Origin of the sequence: Corallococcus aberystwythensis (assembly GCF_003612165.1) — a bacterium.
Classification (GTDB): Bacteria; Myxococcota; Myxococcia; order Myxococcales; family Myxococcaceae; genus Corallococcus; species Corallococcus aberystwythensis.
Genome location: NZ_RAWK01000040.1, coordinates 1 through 14,799, shown reverse-complemented (window position 1 = coordinate 14,799; position 14,799 = coordinate 1). Strand labels below are relative to the sequence as shown.

Genomic DNA, 14,799 nt, shown 5'->3' with positions numbered 1-14,799 from the left:
GGCCCGCAAGCCCCTCCCTCCCGAAAGGCCGGGACAGGCGTCCCTGGCTTCAGCCCGTCCCCAGGGCCGGTTCGTCCTCGGAGTCGCCGGGCGCGTCCTCCGCTTCGAGCACGGTGCCGTCCCAGGGGATGTAGCGCACGCCCGGCATCGGCTCCGGGCCGTGGAACTCCAGCGCGCCCACGGTGGAGGTGAGCTTCTGCGTGGGCCGCCACGCGGCGAAGGGATGCGGCCGGGAGAAGAGCTGCACCTCGCAGCGGGCCACGTCGCTCTGGGCCACCAGCACGTCCCAGCCCTTGGGGTCGCGGTACGCGTAGCCCACCAGCGTGCGCGGGTCGCACCACGCTCGGCCCTCCACGGCCACGGTGGCGGACGCGGCGCGGAAGGACAGCTCTCCGGACGCGGGCGACGTCACACGCGACAGGAGCACGTGGGGCATTTCGTGGAACGTGTGCTCGGTGTCGCGCGTGCGCAGGTAGATGGGCGACAGCTGCGGGTGGCCCCGCTTGCGCTTCGCGCGCACCGCCATGATCTCCAGCCGCGCGTCCGGGTCCTCGCGGAAGCGCGGGCAGTACAGCCACGTCAGCTCCTCCAGCCGCCGGTGGCCCCACAGGTGCTTCTGCAGGCCGGGCGCGCCCTTCACGTCGATGCGCTCTCCGTCCACCGTCACCGTGCCTTCGAAGGTGGCGTCGTCGTGCACGTGCGCGACGTGCGTGGGCAGGGGCAAGAGCGCGGTGCCTCGCGGTTCGCGGCGCACCGGCCCGGAGGCTCCGCCCTGGAAGCGCAGGTCCCACGCGATGGTGTGCCCGCCGCTGGCCACCTGGCCGTGGCAGTGGCCGGGCGTCAGCTCCGAGTCCGCGATGCGCACCCCGCCGGAGGGCAGCGCGGTGAAGGCGGAGGCCGGGTGGATGGCCTTGAGCGCCACCGCGGGCCTGTCGCTCGACGCGCAGTCGAACGCCGCGGCCCACATCGTGGCGCGAGGCTCACCGGGGCTCCCCGGCGCGGGGGTGAACAGGGTGTAGCGCAACCACCAGGCACGGTCGCCGCCCGGGTCGAGCACCACCAGGAACCAGATTTCGAAGAACCCCCGCTGATGACCGTTCCAGCGCGGCAGGTTGGCGCGCTCGCTCGACGGCATTGGATGAAGCCCCCTCTTCGCGCGGCCGTTCACGGCCCGGACGCCGCGCGAGTGCCCTCACGCTGGCAGATGGGGACAGGTGCGAGCAAGGGGCCCCCGGGTCGCGGATCCGCGGGGGGGACGCGGCTGACTCAGGAGCCCGGAGCGCCCCAGGACACGCGGTAGGTGACGCTGTCGTCGTCGTACTGGACGACGTCCACCTGCGTGGCGGGGCCGCTGGCGGCGCGCACCGTGGCCAGCATCACGCCCTGCTTGAAGTAGCGCAGCAGGCCGGGCTCGTTGAGCCACAGGTCCGCCTCGCGCTCGCCGCGCTCGGTGATGCGCACCTCGGTGTAGTTGTTGCCGGTGCGGAAGCTGTGCTGTGTGCGCAGGAGCATCCGCTTGGGCCCGATGAGCCGCAGCACGCCCAGCAGCGCCCGGCCCACCATCGTGTCGCGGTAGCCGTCAATCATCCGCTCGCCCAGCATCCGCCACGCCACCTGCTCCGGCTGCTCCGGGTGCAGCGTCTTCGCCGTCAGCGCCACGCAGCGCGTCCACGTGTCCAGCGAGTACGCCGGCTGCAGGGGCCGGTCCAGGTCCAGGCCCTCCTTGCGCAGCTGCTCCTTCAGGGCGAAGGACACCTTCCCGGAAAGTCCCCGGACAAAGAGTCCTTCGACGATGGTCGGGAATACGAGTTTCTCGGCGCTGGCCATGGGGCCATTCCGCCCAGCACCGCCGGTCCCGGTCAAGACCTACCGCCCGGGTGGCGTCCGGCGGCCGAAAGCGCGGTCGCCCTCCGGGGCCATTCCCTCCCGTGCCCGCACCCGTGAAACATCGCGTGTGTCCATGGAATTCACGCAAGGTGCGTAAACGCTCCCACGCGTTCCCGGGCGCGGGCTTCTGATAGCGTCCAGGGGCTCCGGCGGCCCGCTGGCTCCTCCCCCATCCCGATGACGTCCCGTGTCCTGACGTGCCTGCTGCTGTCCGTGCTGTGCGCGCTCCCGGCGCGCGGCGCCCGTCCGGTGCCCGCTCCGGCCGCGGAGGGCATGGCGATGCTCCAGCGGATGGACACTGCGCGTGTCCAGGGCAGCCCCAGCACGCTTCGCACGGAGCTGGACGCCCAGCAGGCGAAGGCGCCCAAGGACCCGATGCCCCGGGTGTACCGGGCCTTCCTCGCGCTGCCGTCCGACGAGAGCTTCAGCGAGTTCAAGGCGCTGGCGGTGGTGTACCCGGAGAACCCGTGGCCGCACGTGGGCATGGGCCTGGTGTACGTGCGCTGGGGCATGTTGAAGGACGCGGCCGCGCCGCTGGAGACCGCGCGCAAGGCCGTGCCCGGCTTCGCGCCCGCGCTGTGGGTGGACGGCCTGCGGCTCCAGGCGGAGGGCAAGCCCGCGGAGGCGGAAGGCCGGCTGCGCGAAGCGATGGCGAAGCTGGACGTCCCGCGCATCCGCACGGACCTGGCGCTGCTCCTGGCGGGCCGGCCCGGGGGCGCGGCGGAGGCGCGGGCGCTGTTGGTGCGCTCGGTGAAGGAGTGGCCGGAGCAGCCGGAGGCGCTGCAGGTGCTGTCGCGGCTGGCCCGCGAGGCCGGGGACGCGAAGGCGGGCGCGGAGGCCGGGGCGCTGCTCGTCGCGCTCCAGCCGCATGACCGCGAGGCGCACCGGCGGCAGGCCGAAGCGTGGCTCGCCGCCGGGGACAAGGCGCAGGCGGTGAAGATGCTGGAGCGCTACGCGACGCTCGGGGGGGCGGAGCCGGAAGTGCTTACCACCTGGGTGCGGCTCAACGTGGAGCTGAACCGTCCGGAAGACGAGGCGAAGGCCCTGGTGCGTCTGGCCGCGGCGACGCCCAAGGACCCGGAGCCGCTCCTGCGGCTGGCGACGCTGGCGGAGGGCAAGCAGGACGCCGCTGGCACCGAGGCGCGGCTGGATCAGGCAGCGGTGCTGGCCCCGCGGCGCGCGGACATCCAGGTGCGCCGGGCGCGGCTCCTGCTCAAGCAGGAGCGCTACTTCGAGGCCGTGTTTGCGTACCGCGTGGCGCTCGCCGCCCCGGAGCGGCCGGTGCCCGAGGCGGCGGAGGAGGCCGCGCAGCTGAGCAAGAAGCTGCGGCTGCCCGCCGCGCCCGCGAACGGCACGGTGGAGCAGATCTACGACCGCGTGTCGCTGGGGCTGGTGGCGCTGTACCTGGAGCACCTGATGGAGAAGCCGGACCTCAAGGGCAACCTGAAGGTGCGCGTGGACCTGGACCCCACCGGCAAGGCCACGAACGTGGTGGTGCTCTACGACAGCCTCCAGGACGTGCTCATCACCCACCACGCGCACGTGGCCTTCATGGACGCCCAGTACCCGCCGGGCAGTGAGTCGCCCGTCTATCAATACGTCTTCCGTCCTCCGCGCTGAGGCGGACATCCGGAGCGCTTCCCCTCCGGAAGCGGGTTGACGCTGGCATCACCGGACGGCACAGACTCGGGGCCACACGACAGGAGCCCGCCCGTGAACGCCACACAGCTGACGCCCGCCGCCCTGTGGCCCCGCACGCTGGCCGTCACGCGCCACGCGCTGGAGACCGGGGCGCTCCAGCCCATCGCCACGGAAGCGCGCCTGGTGCCGATGGCGAACACGACCTTCCAGGTGCGCGTGCTGGGACGGGTGGCGCTCAAGGAGCGCAAGCGGCCGGCGCCATCCAACGCCGAGCCGTTCAACCCGTTCGCGAACCCGGAGCCGGACCTCGTGCTGGGGGACGTGCCGCCTTCGCACGTGTGCCTGCTCAACAAGTTCAACGTCGTGGAGCACCACCTGCTGCTGGTGACGCGGGCCTTCGAGTCGCAGGACGCGCTGCTGACGCACGCGGATTTCGACGCACTCTCCACGTGCCTGGAGGGGCTGGACGGGCTGGCCTTCTACAACGCCGGGGAGACGGCCGGCGCGAGCCAGCGCCACAAGCACCTCCAATTGGTGCCGCCCCTGGGGCCGGACAGCCTGCGCGCGCCGGTGGAGTCGCTGCTGCCTCCGCTGCCCGGGCCGGGCCGCGTCATCGCCGCGGAGTCACTGCCGTTCGCGCACCTGCTGGCGGGCCTGGGGCCCTGGGGCGCGCCGGGGCAGGGCGCGCGGATGCTGGCGGCCTACCGGCTCCTGCGGGAAGCGATGGGCCTGGGCGAGCACGCGCCGTACAACCTGCTCGTCACCCGGGACTGGATGCTGCTCGTGCCCCGCAGCCGCGCGGAGCACCTGGGCGTCAACGTCAACGCGCTGGGGTTCGCGGGGTCGCTGCTGGTGCGCACTCCGGAGCAGTACGACGCGGTCGCCGCGCTGGGCCCCCTGGAATTGCTGCGCCAGGTCGCGGGCATCGAGTCCCCCGCGGTCATCCCGGAGAAGAAGTAGCCGCCGCCTTCGCGCGGTAGCGCAGCCCGATGAGCGCCGCGACGAAGCCCGCCGCGGCGCCCACGCACAGCGCCTGCCGTGGACCGAACGTGTCCGCGACCCACCCGACGACGGGAGCCCCCAGGGGCGTGCCGCCCAGCGCGATGGCCAGGAGGATGGCGAGCACGCGCCCGCGCATGGACGGGTCGGTGGACAGCTGCACCAGGCTGTTCGCGGTGGTGGTGAAGGTCTGCGCCGACACGCCGATGACGACGAGCATGACGGCGAAGAGGGCATAGGCCGGCATCACCGCCGCCACCGCCAGCCCCGCCCCGAAGACCGCGGCCCCCGTCACCAAGAGGCCGATGCGCGGCTGCGCGCGCCGCGCGGAGAGCAGCGCGCCTGTCACCGAGCCGATGGCCATGATGGACGTCAGCAGTCCATAGCCACTGGCGCCCTGTCCGAAGGCGCGCACGGCCATGGTGGAGATGAAGATGGGGAAGTTGAGCCCGAAGGTGCCGATGAGGAAGAACATGATCAGCACCGCCTTCAGGTCCGGCCGCTTCCAGACGTAGACGAAGCCCTCCAGCAGGCCCCCGCGCGTGCGCGACGCCCGGTCCCGCACGTGCAGCTCATGCACGCGAAGGAGGCTCAGGGAGCAGAGGACGGCGCTGAACGACGCCGCGTTGATGACGAACATCCACCCGGAGCCCACCCAGGAGATGAGCACTCCCGCGATGGCGGGCCCCAGCATCCGCGCGGCGTGGAACGAGGTGGAGTTGAGCGCCACGGCGTTGGAGAGGTCCTCCTCGCCCACCAGCTCCGAGACGAACGTCTGGCGCGCGGGCGCATCGAAGGCCGTGACGCAGCCGAGCAGGAACGCGAACACGTCCACGTGCCACAGCCGCACGTGCCCCCAGAGCGTGAGCAGCCCCAGGCCCAGCGCCAGGGCGCCCAGGCTCGCCTGCGTGGCGAACAGGAGCTTGCGGCGGTCCAGGTGATCCGCCGCGTAGCCCGTCAGGGGAAGGAGCAACAGCTGCGGCGCGAACTGGAGCGCCATCACCACGCCCACGGCCGTGGCGTTGTTGTGGGTGAGCTGGGTGAGGACGAGCCAGTCCTGGGCGGTGCGCTGCATCCACGTGCCCACGTTGGACACGATGGCTCCGGCTGCCCACGTCCGGTAGTTGAAGCCGCGCAGCGAACGGAACGTGCCCTTCATCCCGGCTGATATCTCACCCGCACGACTCTCCCGCCAGCGCGCAGCGGGCTGCCGCACAGGGCGTGAAGGGCGGGCTGGTGCCGCAGCCTGAAGGAGCGCAGTGGCAAGTGGTGACCCGGTGGCTGCTCGGATCGCAGCACGGCTCGTAGCCTTGGGTCGGCTGGGGGCCCGCGTCGGTGCCCGCGTCGGTGCCCGCGTCCATATCGACTCCGCCATCGGTGCTGGTGCCCGCGTCCATGCTGACGCCGCCATCGGTGCTGGTGCCCGCGTCCATCCCCGTGCCGGCATCGACGCTGGTGCCTCCATCGGCGGGCACGCCGCCGGCGTCCTGGCTCCCCTTGACTCCACCGCAGCTGTCGCTGAGCGAGGCCGCGCAGGTGCCGGATGCGCAGGCCCGGAAGGAGGACTCGCAGCCGCCGGGCTCCTCGCAGAGGCAGGTGTCCACCTGGCCGCGAACGCAGCAGACGGCCCAGGACGCCTCGCCGATGAGCGACGGGTCCTCGTAGAGCGGATCGAAGCAGGCGCCCAGGAGCGCGAGGAGGGGGGCGAGGACGAGTCGGTTCACGGCGCTTGGGACACCCGGTGCGGCCGGCCTGGGACATGCCGCCGGGGGGCGACTAGTATCCCACGGCCCATCGCGGATGCGATGCGATGTCCCAGGCCGCCGGGGCCGGGTGTCTGAAGGACGAAAAGGAAGGTCGGACCAGGCGGATGGGGAGCGGGCTCGACGCAGAGGAGCTCAGGCAGCTCTACGAGCGCTTCGCGCCCGTGGTGCACCGTCGTGCGCTCGCACTGCTGGGACGCGATGCCGATGCGTGGGACATCGTCCAGGAGGTCTTCGAGCGCATGCTCACGGCTGGCGCGCGGTTCCGACGGGAGGCCCGTCCGATGACGTACGTGTACCGCGTCACCACCAACCTGTGTCTCAACGCGCTGCGCTCGCGCCAGCTGCGGGAGCCCGCGCTCCTGGAGGCCCCGGAGGCCGCGGCGCTCACCCCCAGCCAGTGGGAGGCCGCGGACTTCATCCGCCACCTCGTGGGGCGGATGGGCGAGCGCGAATTGGAAGTGGCCACGCTGCACTTCTTCGATGGGCTGACCCAGGAGGAGATCGCCGGGATGCTGGATGTGTCGCGCAAGACCATCGTCCGGGACCTGGACTCCATCCGGAAGAAGGCGGCGGAGCTGGGACGGCTGCCGGACGTCGCGGAGGCAGGACGTGGCTGAGCATCTGACACGGCTGGAGTTGGACGAGTGGCTGGCGGGGTTGGATGCCTCGGGCCGCGCGGAGCGCCACGTGGCGGCCTGTCCGGCGTGCGGGATGCTGGCCGAGCGGATGCGGCAGGCGCGCGAGTCGAGCCTGCGGGAGCCTCGCGCGAAGGCAGTGCTGGCGAGGCTGGAGGAGAAGCGGGCCCGGTCCGCGAAGCCCCGTTGGAGCTGGGGCGTGCCGCTGGTGGCGGCGCTGGCGGTGGGGCTCGCGCTGGTCGTCTACGTGCCGAGGGAGACGGACGACGGCGTGCGGCTGAAGGGGTCCGTGGCGCTGCGCCTCCTGTCCGAGCAGGGCGCACCGGTGGCGGATGCGAGGCCCGGCGAGCGCGTGACGCTGGCGGTGGGCACGGGGCCATACCGGAACGTGCTGGTGCTCGCGGTGGATGAGGCTGGCACGGTGGAGAGGCTCTGGCCGCAAGAGGGCGCGACGGGCGGCATGGTGGAGCAGGGCGCGGAGGTGAAGCTGTCTCCGCCACTGGAGGTGACGCCGGGGTCGGTGGCGTTGCATGCGTTCTTCTCGGAATCGCCGTTGGAGGTGGAGCCTGCGCGCGCGGTGCTCGCGAAGCACGTCGCGGAGGCTCGCGCGAAGGGGCAGGGGCCGTTGGACGTGGAGACGCCCGGTGGCATCGGGAAGGCCCAGGCCCGCACGCTGCTGAGGGTCGTGCCGTGAAGCCGGTGTTGGGCACGGGCCTGCGGGTGTTCACGGTGCTGCGCCGGGTTGCCGCGCGGAAGGCACTGCATCGCGGGGCACTGGGCCCGTGGAGACAGGGGCTCGCGGTCCTGCTCAGGGGGACAGGCTCGCTGAGGGAGGTTGCGGAGAGGGCGCAGCGCCGCTGGGCGCTGCGCCTGGGGCTGCGGCTGCTCATGGTGACAGGGCCGCAGCGGGCGGTTGCAGAGAGGGCGCTGCTCCGCTGGGCGCTGCGCCTGGGGCTGCGGCTGCTCAGCGTGACAGGCCCGCTCCGGGCGGTTGCAGAGAGGGCGCAGCTCCGCTGGGCGCTGCGACTGCTCATGGTGACAGGGCCGCTGCGGGAGGTTGTTGAGAGGGCGCAGCGCCGCTGGGCGCTGAGCCTGGGGCTGCGGCTGCTCGTGATACTGCTCGCGGTGGCGGGGCCGCTCCAGGGGGCCGCCGCGGAGGACGCGCCGCGCCGCTGGGCACTGGTCGTGGGAGAGAACCAGGGCCTGTCCGGCGAGGAGCGGCTGCGCTTCGCGGAAGCCGACGCGCGGCGGATGCGCGAGGTGCTCCAGGAAGTGGGCACCGTGCCGCCCGCGCGGACAATGACGCTGCTGGGCGCGGATGCCGCGACGCTGCGCGATGCCCTGACGCGCTTCCAGACGCGGCTGGCCGCGGAGGCCACGCCGAGGGACTGGCTGTTGCTCTACGTCTCGTCGCACGCGGGCGACGGCAGCCTGCACCTGCGCGGCACCGAGCTGCCGATGCGCGAGCTGGTGGACTTCCTCAAGGGCGCGCCGGTGGGCGTGGGGCTGCTCATCCTGGACTCCTGCCGCTCCGGGTTGGCCACGCGCCTGAAGGGGCTCAAGCCTGTCACCGCGCCCGTGATGATGGAGGCCTCGGACCTGGAGGGACGGGTCGTCATCAGTGCGTCGGGAGCGGATGAGTACGCGCAGGAATCGGATGCGCTGCAGGGCTCCTTCTTCACGCATCACCTGGCGGTGGGGCTGCGCGGCGCGGCCGATGCTTCCCGCGATGGACGCGTCACGCTGGAGGAGGCCTACCGCTACGCATATGCAAGGACGCTGGAGTCCACGCTCGTGTCACCCGGAGGCGTGCAGCGCCCCACGTTCCGGATGGACCTGCGCGGACGCGGGGAGCTGGTCCTCTCCGAGCCGCAGCACGCGCGCGGCCGGCTGACGCTCGACGTGAAGACACCGGGCCGCTGGCTCGTGGTGGCGTCGGAGAGTGGCGCGCTGGTGGCGGAGCTGGAGAAGGGCGAGGGCCCCACGACGCTGGCCGTGGCCCCGGGCGCGTACCGGCTGCTGTTGCGCGCGGACGAGGGCTATCTGGAGCGATCGGTGAGGGTGCCGCTCGACGGAACCGTCTCCGTGGGAGGCGAGCCTCTGGAGGAGGCGGCAAGGTCGCGGCTCGCGCGAAAGGGTGGGGCAGGGGCCTCGCTGCTGGTCGCCGTGGGGCCGTCGCTGACTTCGGGCATCGTGGCGGGTCTGTCATCCGTCGCGGGCCTGGACGTGCGCCTGATGCGTGAAGGATGGCTGTTGCCCGGCGTGGACGCGTCGAGCCTGGGGTTCACGGTGCGGCGCGGAACGGGCAACGGCGTGGACTTCCAGCAGACGGAGCTGGAGCTGCGGTTGGGCGCGGGACCCCATTGGAAGCACGGCGCCTGGACGTTCAGCGGCACGGTGGAGGCGGGAGCGCTGGCGGCTTTTCAATCGCGCATTCCGAACGAGGACGCGCGTTTCGGGCTGGAGCCGCTGGCGCTCGTCACCGGCGGCGTGAGGCTGGACGTGCGAAGCCGTCTGTCGATGCTCCTGAGCGCCTCCGCTGGAGGCGTCGTGGCAAAGCGGGACACAGGTACAGCGCTGGTGCCCAGGGCCTCCGCGTCACTGATGGTCGGGTACGCGCTCTAACAGCACCTGACGACAGTCAGGCCTGGGCTGGCCAGCGACAAGGGGCATCCTCATCTTGTGTGGCAGGGTCCGCGAGCTCGTTCCCGATGCATTCTGGCAGGGCGTGGCACCGCTGCTGCCTCCTCCCCGGCCAAAGAAGAAGCTGGGCCGTCTTCGGGCGGATGATCCATCTTCTCGTAGAGGCTCACGGCCTGCCGTTAACCGAGTCGGTGACGGCAGCCAACGTGCACGACATGCATGAACTCTTCCCCTCGCTGCCTCCGTGCCCGCAGTGCGGATGCTTTCGGGGCAGCGCCGCTTCCGCCCGGGGCTGCTTGGGAGTAGTCCAGTTCCGTTAGCACCCCTTATTTCTACGGGACGGCGTGCCGGACCAAGCTCCATGAAGTAGGGAGCCTACTCCTGAGGCAGGCTGACGAGGGCAGCACTCCGTAGGCGGACATCGCATCGGCCCCCGAGCGTGCATGAGGCCAAGCCGGGGCGGGCTGTGGCTACCGCAACCCTACCGGCTCATGCCATTCGGGTCCCTCGTTCTGGTGAATCAGATTGCAGACCCAGACCGAGGGTTTGTAGAGCTGGCCGGCAGCTTGTGGCTCTTGGTGCAGGAAAATGGGGAAGACCACGAGCACGAGAAAGATGAGGCTCAGCAAGACCCAGTAGATCCAGTCTTTCATGGGCCAGGGAGACTGCTCCTTCGTGAGAGCCAGATTCTCCTCTAACCGCTGTCTCGCGACCCGGTCGGTGACCGAGTCAATTCTGCCTTGAAGCCTGTTGATCTCCGTTTCCTTTTCGTCGTCGGCACGGCGAAAGAAAATCGTTGCGGGAAAGGCCAGGATGAGGAGGAACGCGAAGAACAGCAGCCCGAGAAGCGCCACCTGCCCCCAGAGTGCGTCTTGCTTATTTTGGAACCAAGTGTCCCCTGAAGGGATGTTGTTGACCTGCACTGCTGCGAAGGCGATGGCTCCAATCAGAACCAGCAGCAGGCTCGAGTTGTAAACGTAGTCCCATACGCCCAGGCCAAAACGTCTATCGCTCGCATTGAAGCGCAACTGGATGCCTAGGCGTGCGTCCCTGGGAGCGACGCTTTTGCCTACGAGGCGAGAGAAACTGCTCACCATTCGGTGGAGCAGACGGGAGAGAGCGCTCATAGAGTCCAAATAGATGTCGCCGTACCTGCCCGTTCTGAGGTCGAAGTCTTTGTACGCGAGTCCTTCGTAGATGATGTGCAGCGTGACGATAAGCTTCGTCAGGATTAGGAGGGTGAAGGCAATGAAAAGGGCCTGGGCCGACATGCCAGCGATGAAGAAGGGCCAGAACCAGCCCCTTCCAGTTCCTGATGGTGGGCCGCCGCCGAGAACCTTCTCGACCTTCACCTTGCATGCGTTGCCCCGTTCCGCCACGCCTGTGCAGAGAGTCTGCACCACATGAGCGGGTCCTCCCCCATGGAGTTCATCGTCAGCGATAGGGCCTCCGGGAGCACGGACCGAGTAATCGACTAGGTCATGAATGCGCAGCACCTGAACCCAGCCAAATATCGGAAGCGGAACGGAGCGGTACTCTTCCCTGAACAGGCAAAAGCCCACCAGGACCGCGAGCGCAATAGCTACCCGGGAGCATCGCCGGTTGATGCGCCGCACCTTGTCCAAAGGGCCGAGTGGACGTTCGGAGCCGCTCGGGTCAATGATGAACATGGTGGGGCCCAGTTCCGATGTGCTCTTAGTCATCTCGATCAGCGCTAGGTTTGCTTTTCGAAGATACCTGAAGGAGAGAAGAACGAAGAACGGAACGACAATCAGATGGAAGGGCGAATGATTGGGGCCGATGAAGCCAGCTTGAATCCAGGCCCCCCGGGCGGTTGCATCCGCGACGAGTTTGTACCGGATGCAGTCGGCTCCTGTGATGACTGAGAGAATGGTGGCGGCAAGCGCGAGAGCGAAGAAAAAGAGGGCTACCACGATGGCGGAGCCCTTCGTGGAGAGCGCGGAGCGAAGGGTGGGGAACTCGTCGAACTCGGAAAAAAGCGGCGCAGCTTCGGTTTCGCGAGGAGGAAGCGGCCCGGCAGGCTGCGGCCCCGCCCGTTCTCCATAAAGCTCGCGGAGCTTGGCAACTAACTCCGTGGCATTGACGTGCGTCAGGAGGAGGTTGGTCCGCTCAACCCGGTTCATCCCGCCCATGAATTGAGCGTGGACCTCTGGGTAGTTGTCCTCGCAGAACATGTCGAACTCGGCCGACGCTGGTAGAGCAGCCTGGAGGTGGGCTCGTGCTTCGGCGTTGACGATGGAGGGCTGCATTGCGGGCCACCTTAGGACAGTCAACCACCTCCATTGAAGGTCCGGGTCAGCTGCGTAGCCAGCGCAAGACCTCAATGACCTGCCCGTGCTTCCCGGTAGGATAGGGGATCAGGCGAAGTCCGGCGTTTTCTAGGAGTCTTTGACGGTTCGGTCTCATTGTCTTCGCATCTACGAGCGCGAAATGGCGGGGCGAATGGTCTCCAGAAAGCGCCCGCACATGAGCCAGCACCTGATCGAAGTCGTCATCCGCGAGGCCATAGCCCAGGAAGAGGATGGGGCAGGTACGGAATAGCGCCGAGAAGGCGGCCTGGAGCTGGGGGTCGGCATACATCGACCGGTCGTAGTCCTCGCGAGTGAAGACCCAGGAGCCTCGATCGATGAGTGTGCCGTGGACCTTGAGGATGTAATGCCTTCGTTGCGCAATATCGCCCGTCGCCCGGGCCAGCGCGGGCCAGCGTCCCTCGAAGGCGCGTTCCAGAAGATGATCCACATTGGTGGTGAGCACCGCGCGCAGGGTAGGCCCAGGAGTCGCGAGCCCGAGGGCGGCTAGGGCTTTCGCGACTTCTGGTAGCTGCCGTCCTGCATCATCCAGTTGCATTTCGATGACCTTGCAAAACTCGCCCCCCCCCAACGCGGACTTCAGCGCGGACAAGGCATCGATGAATCGCTCTTTGTCGATGAGCACTTGGATTTCGTCGAGCTGGTCCTTGCTGACCGTCCGATCGCGGGCATGGTCGCGAAGGAGTTCCGCAAGCTGGCGCCACAGTGGAAGGCCGGCCGCCGCCGAGAGACCAGCGCCCACGAAGGCAATGAGGTTCTTGTCACGGTAGGCCTTGCGGAGCTCCTCCAACGCTGGATCGCTCAACGGGGGCGGCGTTTCCATGGGAAGGTCGGAATGTATCGGTGTGCTCACCGCTGGAGGACCGAGTGGCGTTCCCGTGGACTCGCTTCTCTCGACACGCTCCATCTGCTCGGCGTAGCGCTTTTTGAGAGCGGCAATAATCTTTTCGGCCGGAATCAAATGGAGCAGCTGGTTCTCTCTCTCCACGCGGTCCATCCCCGACGAGAAGCGCGCGTACACGTCCGAGAAGAAATCGATACAGAACGCATCGAAGTCGCTGCTGGCCCGAATGATGCTCCTGAGGAGCATGCGTGTGGAAGAGTCGTCGTGGATCACGACCTGAGTATTCTCCGGGGCAGGCTGGAGAGACAAGGGACGGGGCCCGCGCGTTACAGGTCCCGGCCTCTTTCGCGCGAACGCCTTCGCCGATGTGGTCCCAACCTGTCCGACAGTCGCACAGGTTCGTGCGGTGCTCCGCGTGGATAGGGCTCACGGCCGAAGGCCTAGGCGGAGTCGCGGGTCGCCAGGGCCCGAGGCTTCCGGATAGAACGCGCAGCCGTCCCTCCTCCGGAGTCCCCATGTCCATGCACCGCCGCCTCCTGCTCTCCGTCACGCTGGGCCTCACCCTGGGCTGCGCGAGCACGAAGCCCACCGCTGAACCCGGCGCGCTGGAGCGCGTGGCGCTGGTGCATGGCGGCGCGGGGCCGTGGGCCGTGGCGGGCTACCGGATGGGCGACTTCGCACTCCAGCAGCTGGGCCTGCCCCGGGGCAGCTTCAAGCTGGAGGTCATCCACCACAGCCCGGCGAAGGTTCAATACACCTGCGTCGCGGACGGCGCGGCGGCGGCCACCGGCGCCAGCCTGGGCAAGCTCAACCTGTCGTTGGTGACGGCACCCACGCCGGAGGACGTCGCGACCACGTACCGTAACCGCGACACCGGCCAGTCCCTCACCCTGCGCCCGTCCGCGAGCTTCGTGCAGCGCTTCCGTGACGTGCCGCGCGAGATGCTGGGCGAAGCGGGCAGGGCCGTCCTCACCCTGCCGGACGCGGACGTCTTCGAGACCGTCACGCCCTGAGCGGACACCGCTCAGAGGACGACGAAGCCAATCGCCAGCAGCGGCAGGGCGCCCTGGAGGATGCTGGCCCGGAGGAGCTTCGGGTTGCTGCTCACCAGCACCACCGCCGCCAGCAGCATGCACGCGCAGCCGAACATCACGGCCGCCACGCCCGACGCCACCGCGCCCGTGTGCACCAGCACCACGCCCACCAGCACGCCCAGGGCGAGGAACAGGTTGTAGAAGCCCTGGTTGAACGCCATTCCCTTCATCACGTCCGCGTCCGCCTGCGACTTCAGCCCGAAGCGCTTCCACACCTTCGGCCGCGAGAAGACGAGGCTCTCCATCACGAAGAACAGCACGTGGATGAGCGCGGCGATGACCGCGAAGACCTGCGCGAGCAGCGACATGATGACTCCCCCTCCGGGGTTGGGTATTCTGAACCAGTCAGTTCCGAATCCATATTGAAACGGTCGGTTCAGAATTGTCAAGGAGGGTGACGTGGCGAGGACGCGGGCGTTCGACGAGACAGAGGCGGTGCGGGCGGCGTTAGGCGTGTTCTGGTCGCGCGGCTATGAGGCGACGTCGTTGTCGGAGCTGGAGTCCGCGACGGGGCTGAACCGCTCCAGCCTGTACCAGACGTTCGACAGCAAGCGCGGGCTGTTCGCGCGAGCCATCACGCTGTACCTCCAGGAGGTCATCGCGCCCCGGCTGGGGGTCTTCGCGAAGGACGTGCCGGGCCTCAAGCAGGTGACGGAATACTTCGAGTCGCTCGCGGCGACGATGGCCACCGCGCCGCCGGCCCTGACGCGGAGGGGCTGCCTGCTGGTGAATACGGCGACGGAGCTGGGGCCGCATGACGCGGAGGCAAAGCAGGCGGTGGAGGACTACCGGGCGCTCCTGCGGGGCCACCTGACGCGGGCCCTGGAGGGCGCGGCCCGGGCGGGCGTGCTGCCTCGCAAGACGGTGGCGCGGCGGGTGGAGCTGCTCCTGGGGGCGGTCATCGGGGTGCTCGTCACGGCCCGGGTGGACCCGGCCGCCGCGGCGAAGCTGGCCCAGGCG

Annotated in this window: 14 protein-coding genes; 7 read left to right on the top strand and 7 right to left on the bottom strand. The window is 69.4% G+C overall.

Going from position 1 to position 14,799, the window contains the following annotated elements; all coding sequences use genetic code 11:
- Window positions 1-49 precede the first annotated feature (49 nt).
- Window positions 50-1,135 carry a hypothetical protein gene (locus D7W81_RS08855; protein ID WP_120554894.1) on the bottom strand — a complete coding sequence of 362 codons (1,086 nt, stop codon included), beginning with the start codon at window positions 1,133-1,135 and terminating at the stop codon, window positions 50-52.
- A gap of 131 nt (window positions 1,136-1,266) precedes the next feature.
- On the bottom strand, window positions 1,267-1,827 hold the full coding sequence (locus tag D7W81_RS08850) for a DUF2378 family protein (protein ID WP_120554893.1): 561 nt from the start codon (window positions 1,825-1,827) through the stop codon (window positions 1,267-1,269).
- Window positions 1,828-2,064: 237 nt separating this feature from the next.
- On the opposite strand from D7W81_RS08850, the gene D7W81_RS08845 reads away from it, so the two are divergent.
- Window positions 2,065-3,507: a hypothetical protein gene (locus tag D7W81_RS08845; RefSeq protein ID WP_120554892.1), complete on the top strand. Its 1,443-nt coding sequence runs from the start codon at window positions 2,065-2,067 to the stop codon at window positions 3,505-3,507.
- Window positions 3,508-3,600: 93 nt separating this feature from the next.
- On the top strand, window positions 3,601-4,488 hold the full coding sequence (locus D7W81_RS08840; protein ID WP_120554891.1) for an ATP adenylyltransferase family protein: 888 nt from the start codon (window positions 3,601-3,603) through the stop codon (window positions 4,486-4,488).
- Here D7W81_RS08840 and D7W81_RS08835 read toward each other — a convergent pair.
- Both D7W81_RS08835 and D7W81_RS41865 read right to left on the bottom strand, forming a co-directional pair.
- Window positions 4,469-5,686, bottom strand: a complete 1,218-nt coding sequence (locus D7W81_RS08835) for an MFS transporter (protein WP_120554890.1) — start codon at window positions 5,684-5,686, stop codon at window positions 4,469-4,471. The genes D7W81_RS08840 and D7W81_RS08835 overlap by 20 nt on opposite strands.
- 13 nt (window positions 5,687-5,699) lie before the next feature.
- Entirely contained in the window at window positions 5,700-6,251 is a 552-nt protein-coding gene (locus D7W81_RS41865) for a hypothetical protein (protein ID WP_147445391.1), read from the bottom strand.
- Between the two features lie 146 nt (window positions 6,252-6,397).
- On the opposite strand from D7W81_RS41865, the gene D7W81_RS08825 reads away from it, so the two are divergent.
- The 3 genes from D7W81_RS08825 to D7W81_RS08815 are packed head-to-tail and all read left to right on the top strand — an operon-like array spanning window position 6,398 to window position 9,553.
- Entirely contained in the window at window positions 6,398-6,910 is a 513-nt protein-coding gene (locus tag D7W81_RS08825; RefSeq protein WP_120554888.1) for a sigma-70 family RNA polymerase sigma factor, read from the top strand.
- On the top strand, window positions 6,903-7,622 hold the full coding sequence (locus D7W81_RS08820; RefSeq protein WP_120554887.1) for a hypothetical protein: 720 nt from the start codon (window positions 6,903-6,905) through the stop codon (window positions 7,620-7,622). The genes D7W81_RS08825 and D7W81_RS08820 overlap by 8 nt, the downstream gene beginning before the upstream one ends.
- Window positions 7,619-9,553, top strand: a complete 1,935-nt coding sequence (locus tag D7W81_RS08815; protein WP_120554886.1) for a caspase family protein — start codon at window positions 7,619-7,621, stop codon at window positions 9,551-9,553. Before D7W81_RS08820 ends, D7W81_RS08815 begins: the two co-directional genes overlap by 4 nt.
- Window positions 9,554-10,041: 488 nt before the next feature.
- Here the strand turns inward: D7W81_RS08815 and D7W81_RS08810 are convergent, their stop codons facing one another.
- Window positions 10,042-11,841 (bottom strand): hypothetical protein, encoded by a 1,800-nt coding sequence (locus D7W81_RS08810; RefSeq protein ID WP_120554885.1) that lies wholly within the window; start codon window positions 11,839-11,841, stop codon window positions 10,042-10,044.
- A 46-nt stretch (window positions 11,842-11,887) separates the two neighbouring features.
- Window positions 11,888-13,018, bottom strand: coding sequence for an SIR2 family NAD-dependent protein deacylase (locus tag D7W81_RS08805; RefSeq protein ID WP_120554884.1), 1,131 nt, complete (start codon window positions 13,016-13,018; stop codon window positions 11,888-11,890).
- A 248-nt stretch (window positions 13,019-13,266) separates the two neighbouring features.
- Between D7W81_RS08805 and D7W81_RS08800 the strand changes: the two genes are divergently transcribed.
- On the top strand, window positions 13,267-13,758 hold the full coding sequence (locus D7W81_RS08800) for an FmdE family protein (protein ID WP_120554910.1): 492 nt from the start codon (window positions 13,267-13,269) through the stop codon (window positions 13,756-13,758).
- Window positions 13,759-13,769: 11 nt separating this feature from the next.
- Here the strand turns inward: D7W81_RS08800 and D7W81_RS08795 are convergent, their stop codons facing one another.
- Window positions 13,770-14,147: a DUF1304 domain-containing protein gene (locus D7W81_RS08795; protein WP_120554883.1), complete on the bottom strand. Its 378-nt coding sequence runs from the start codon at window positions 14,145-14,147 to the stop codon at window positions 13,770-13,772.
- A 91-nt stretch (window positions 14,148-14,238) separates the two neighbouring features.
- On the opposite strand from D7W81_RS08795, the gene D7W81_RS08790 reads away from it, so the two are divergent.
- The coding region (locus D7W81_RS08790) for a TetR/AcrR family transcriptional regulator (RefSeq protein WP_147445390.1) at window positions 14,239-14,799 on the top strand (561 nt) is incomplete at its 3' end.

What these genes read in the sequence shown, in the direction of transcription:
- D7W81_RS08800 (WP_120554910.1), top strand. Translation starts at nt 13,267, where the DNA reads ATGCACCGCCGCCTCCTGCTCTCCGTCACGCTGGGCCTCACCCTGGGC.
- D7W81_RS08810 (WP_120554885.1), bottom strand. Translation starts at nt 11,841, where the DNA reads ATGCAGCCCTCCATCGTCAACGCCGAAGCACGAGCCCACCTCCAGGCT.
- D7W81_RS08855 (WP_120554894.1), bottom strand. Translation starts at nt 1,135, where the DNA reads ATGCCGTCGAGCGAGCGCGCCAACCTGCCGCGCTGGAACGGTCATCAG.
- D7W81_RS08835 (WP_120554890.1), bottom strand. Translation starts at nt 5,686, where the DNA reads ATGAAGGGCACGTTCCGTTCGCTGCGCGGCTTCAACTACCGGACGTGG.
- D7W81_RS08825 (WP_120554888.1), top strand. Translation starts at nt 6,398, where the DNA reads ATGGGGAGCGGGCTCGACGCAGAGGAGCTCAGGCAGCTCTACGAGCGC.
- D7W81_RS08850 (WP_120554893.1), bottom strand. Translation starts at nt 1,827, where the DNA reads ATGGCCAGCGCCGAGAAACTCGTATTCCCGACCATCGTCGAAGGACTC.
- D7W81_RS08845 (WP_120554892.1), top strand. Translation starts at nt 2,065, where the DNA reads ATGACGTCCCGTGTCCTGACGTGCCTGCTGCTGTCCGTGCTGTGCGCG.
- D7W81_RS08795 (WP_120554883.1), bottom strand. Translation starts at nt 14,147, where the DNA reads ATGTCGCTGCTCGCGCAGGTCTTCGCGGTCATCGCCGCGCTCATCCAC.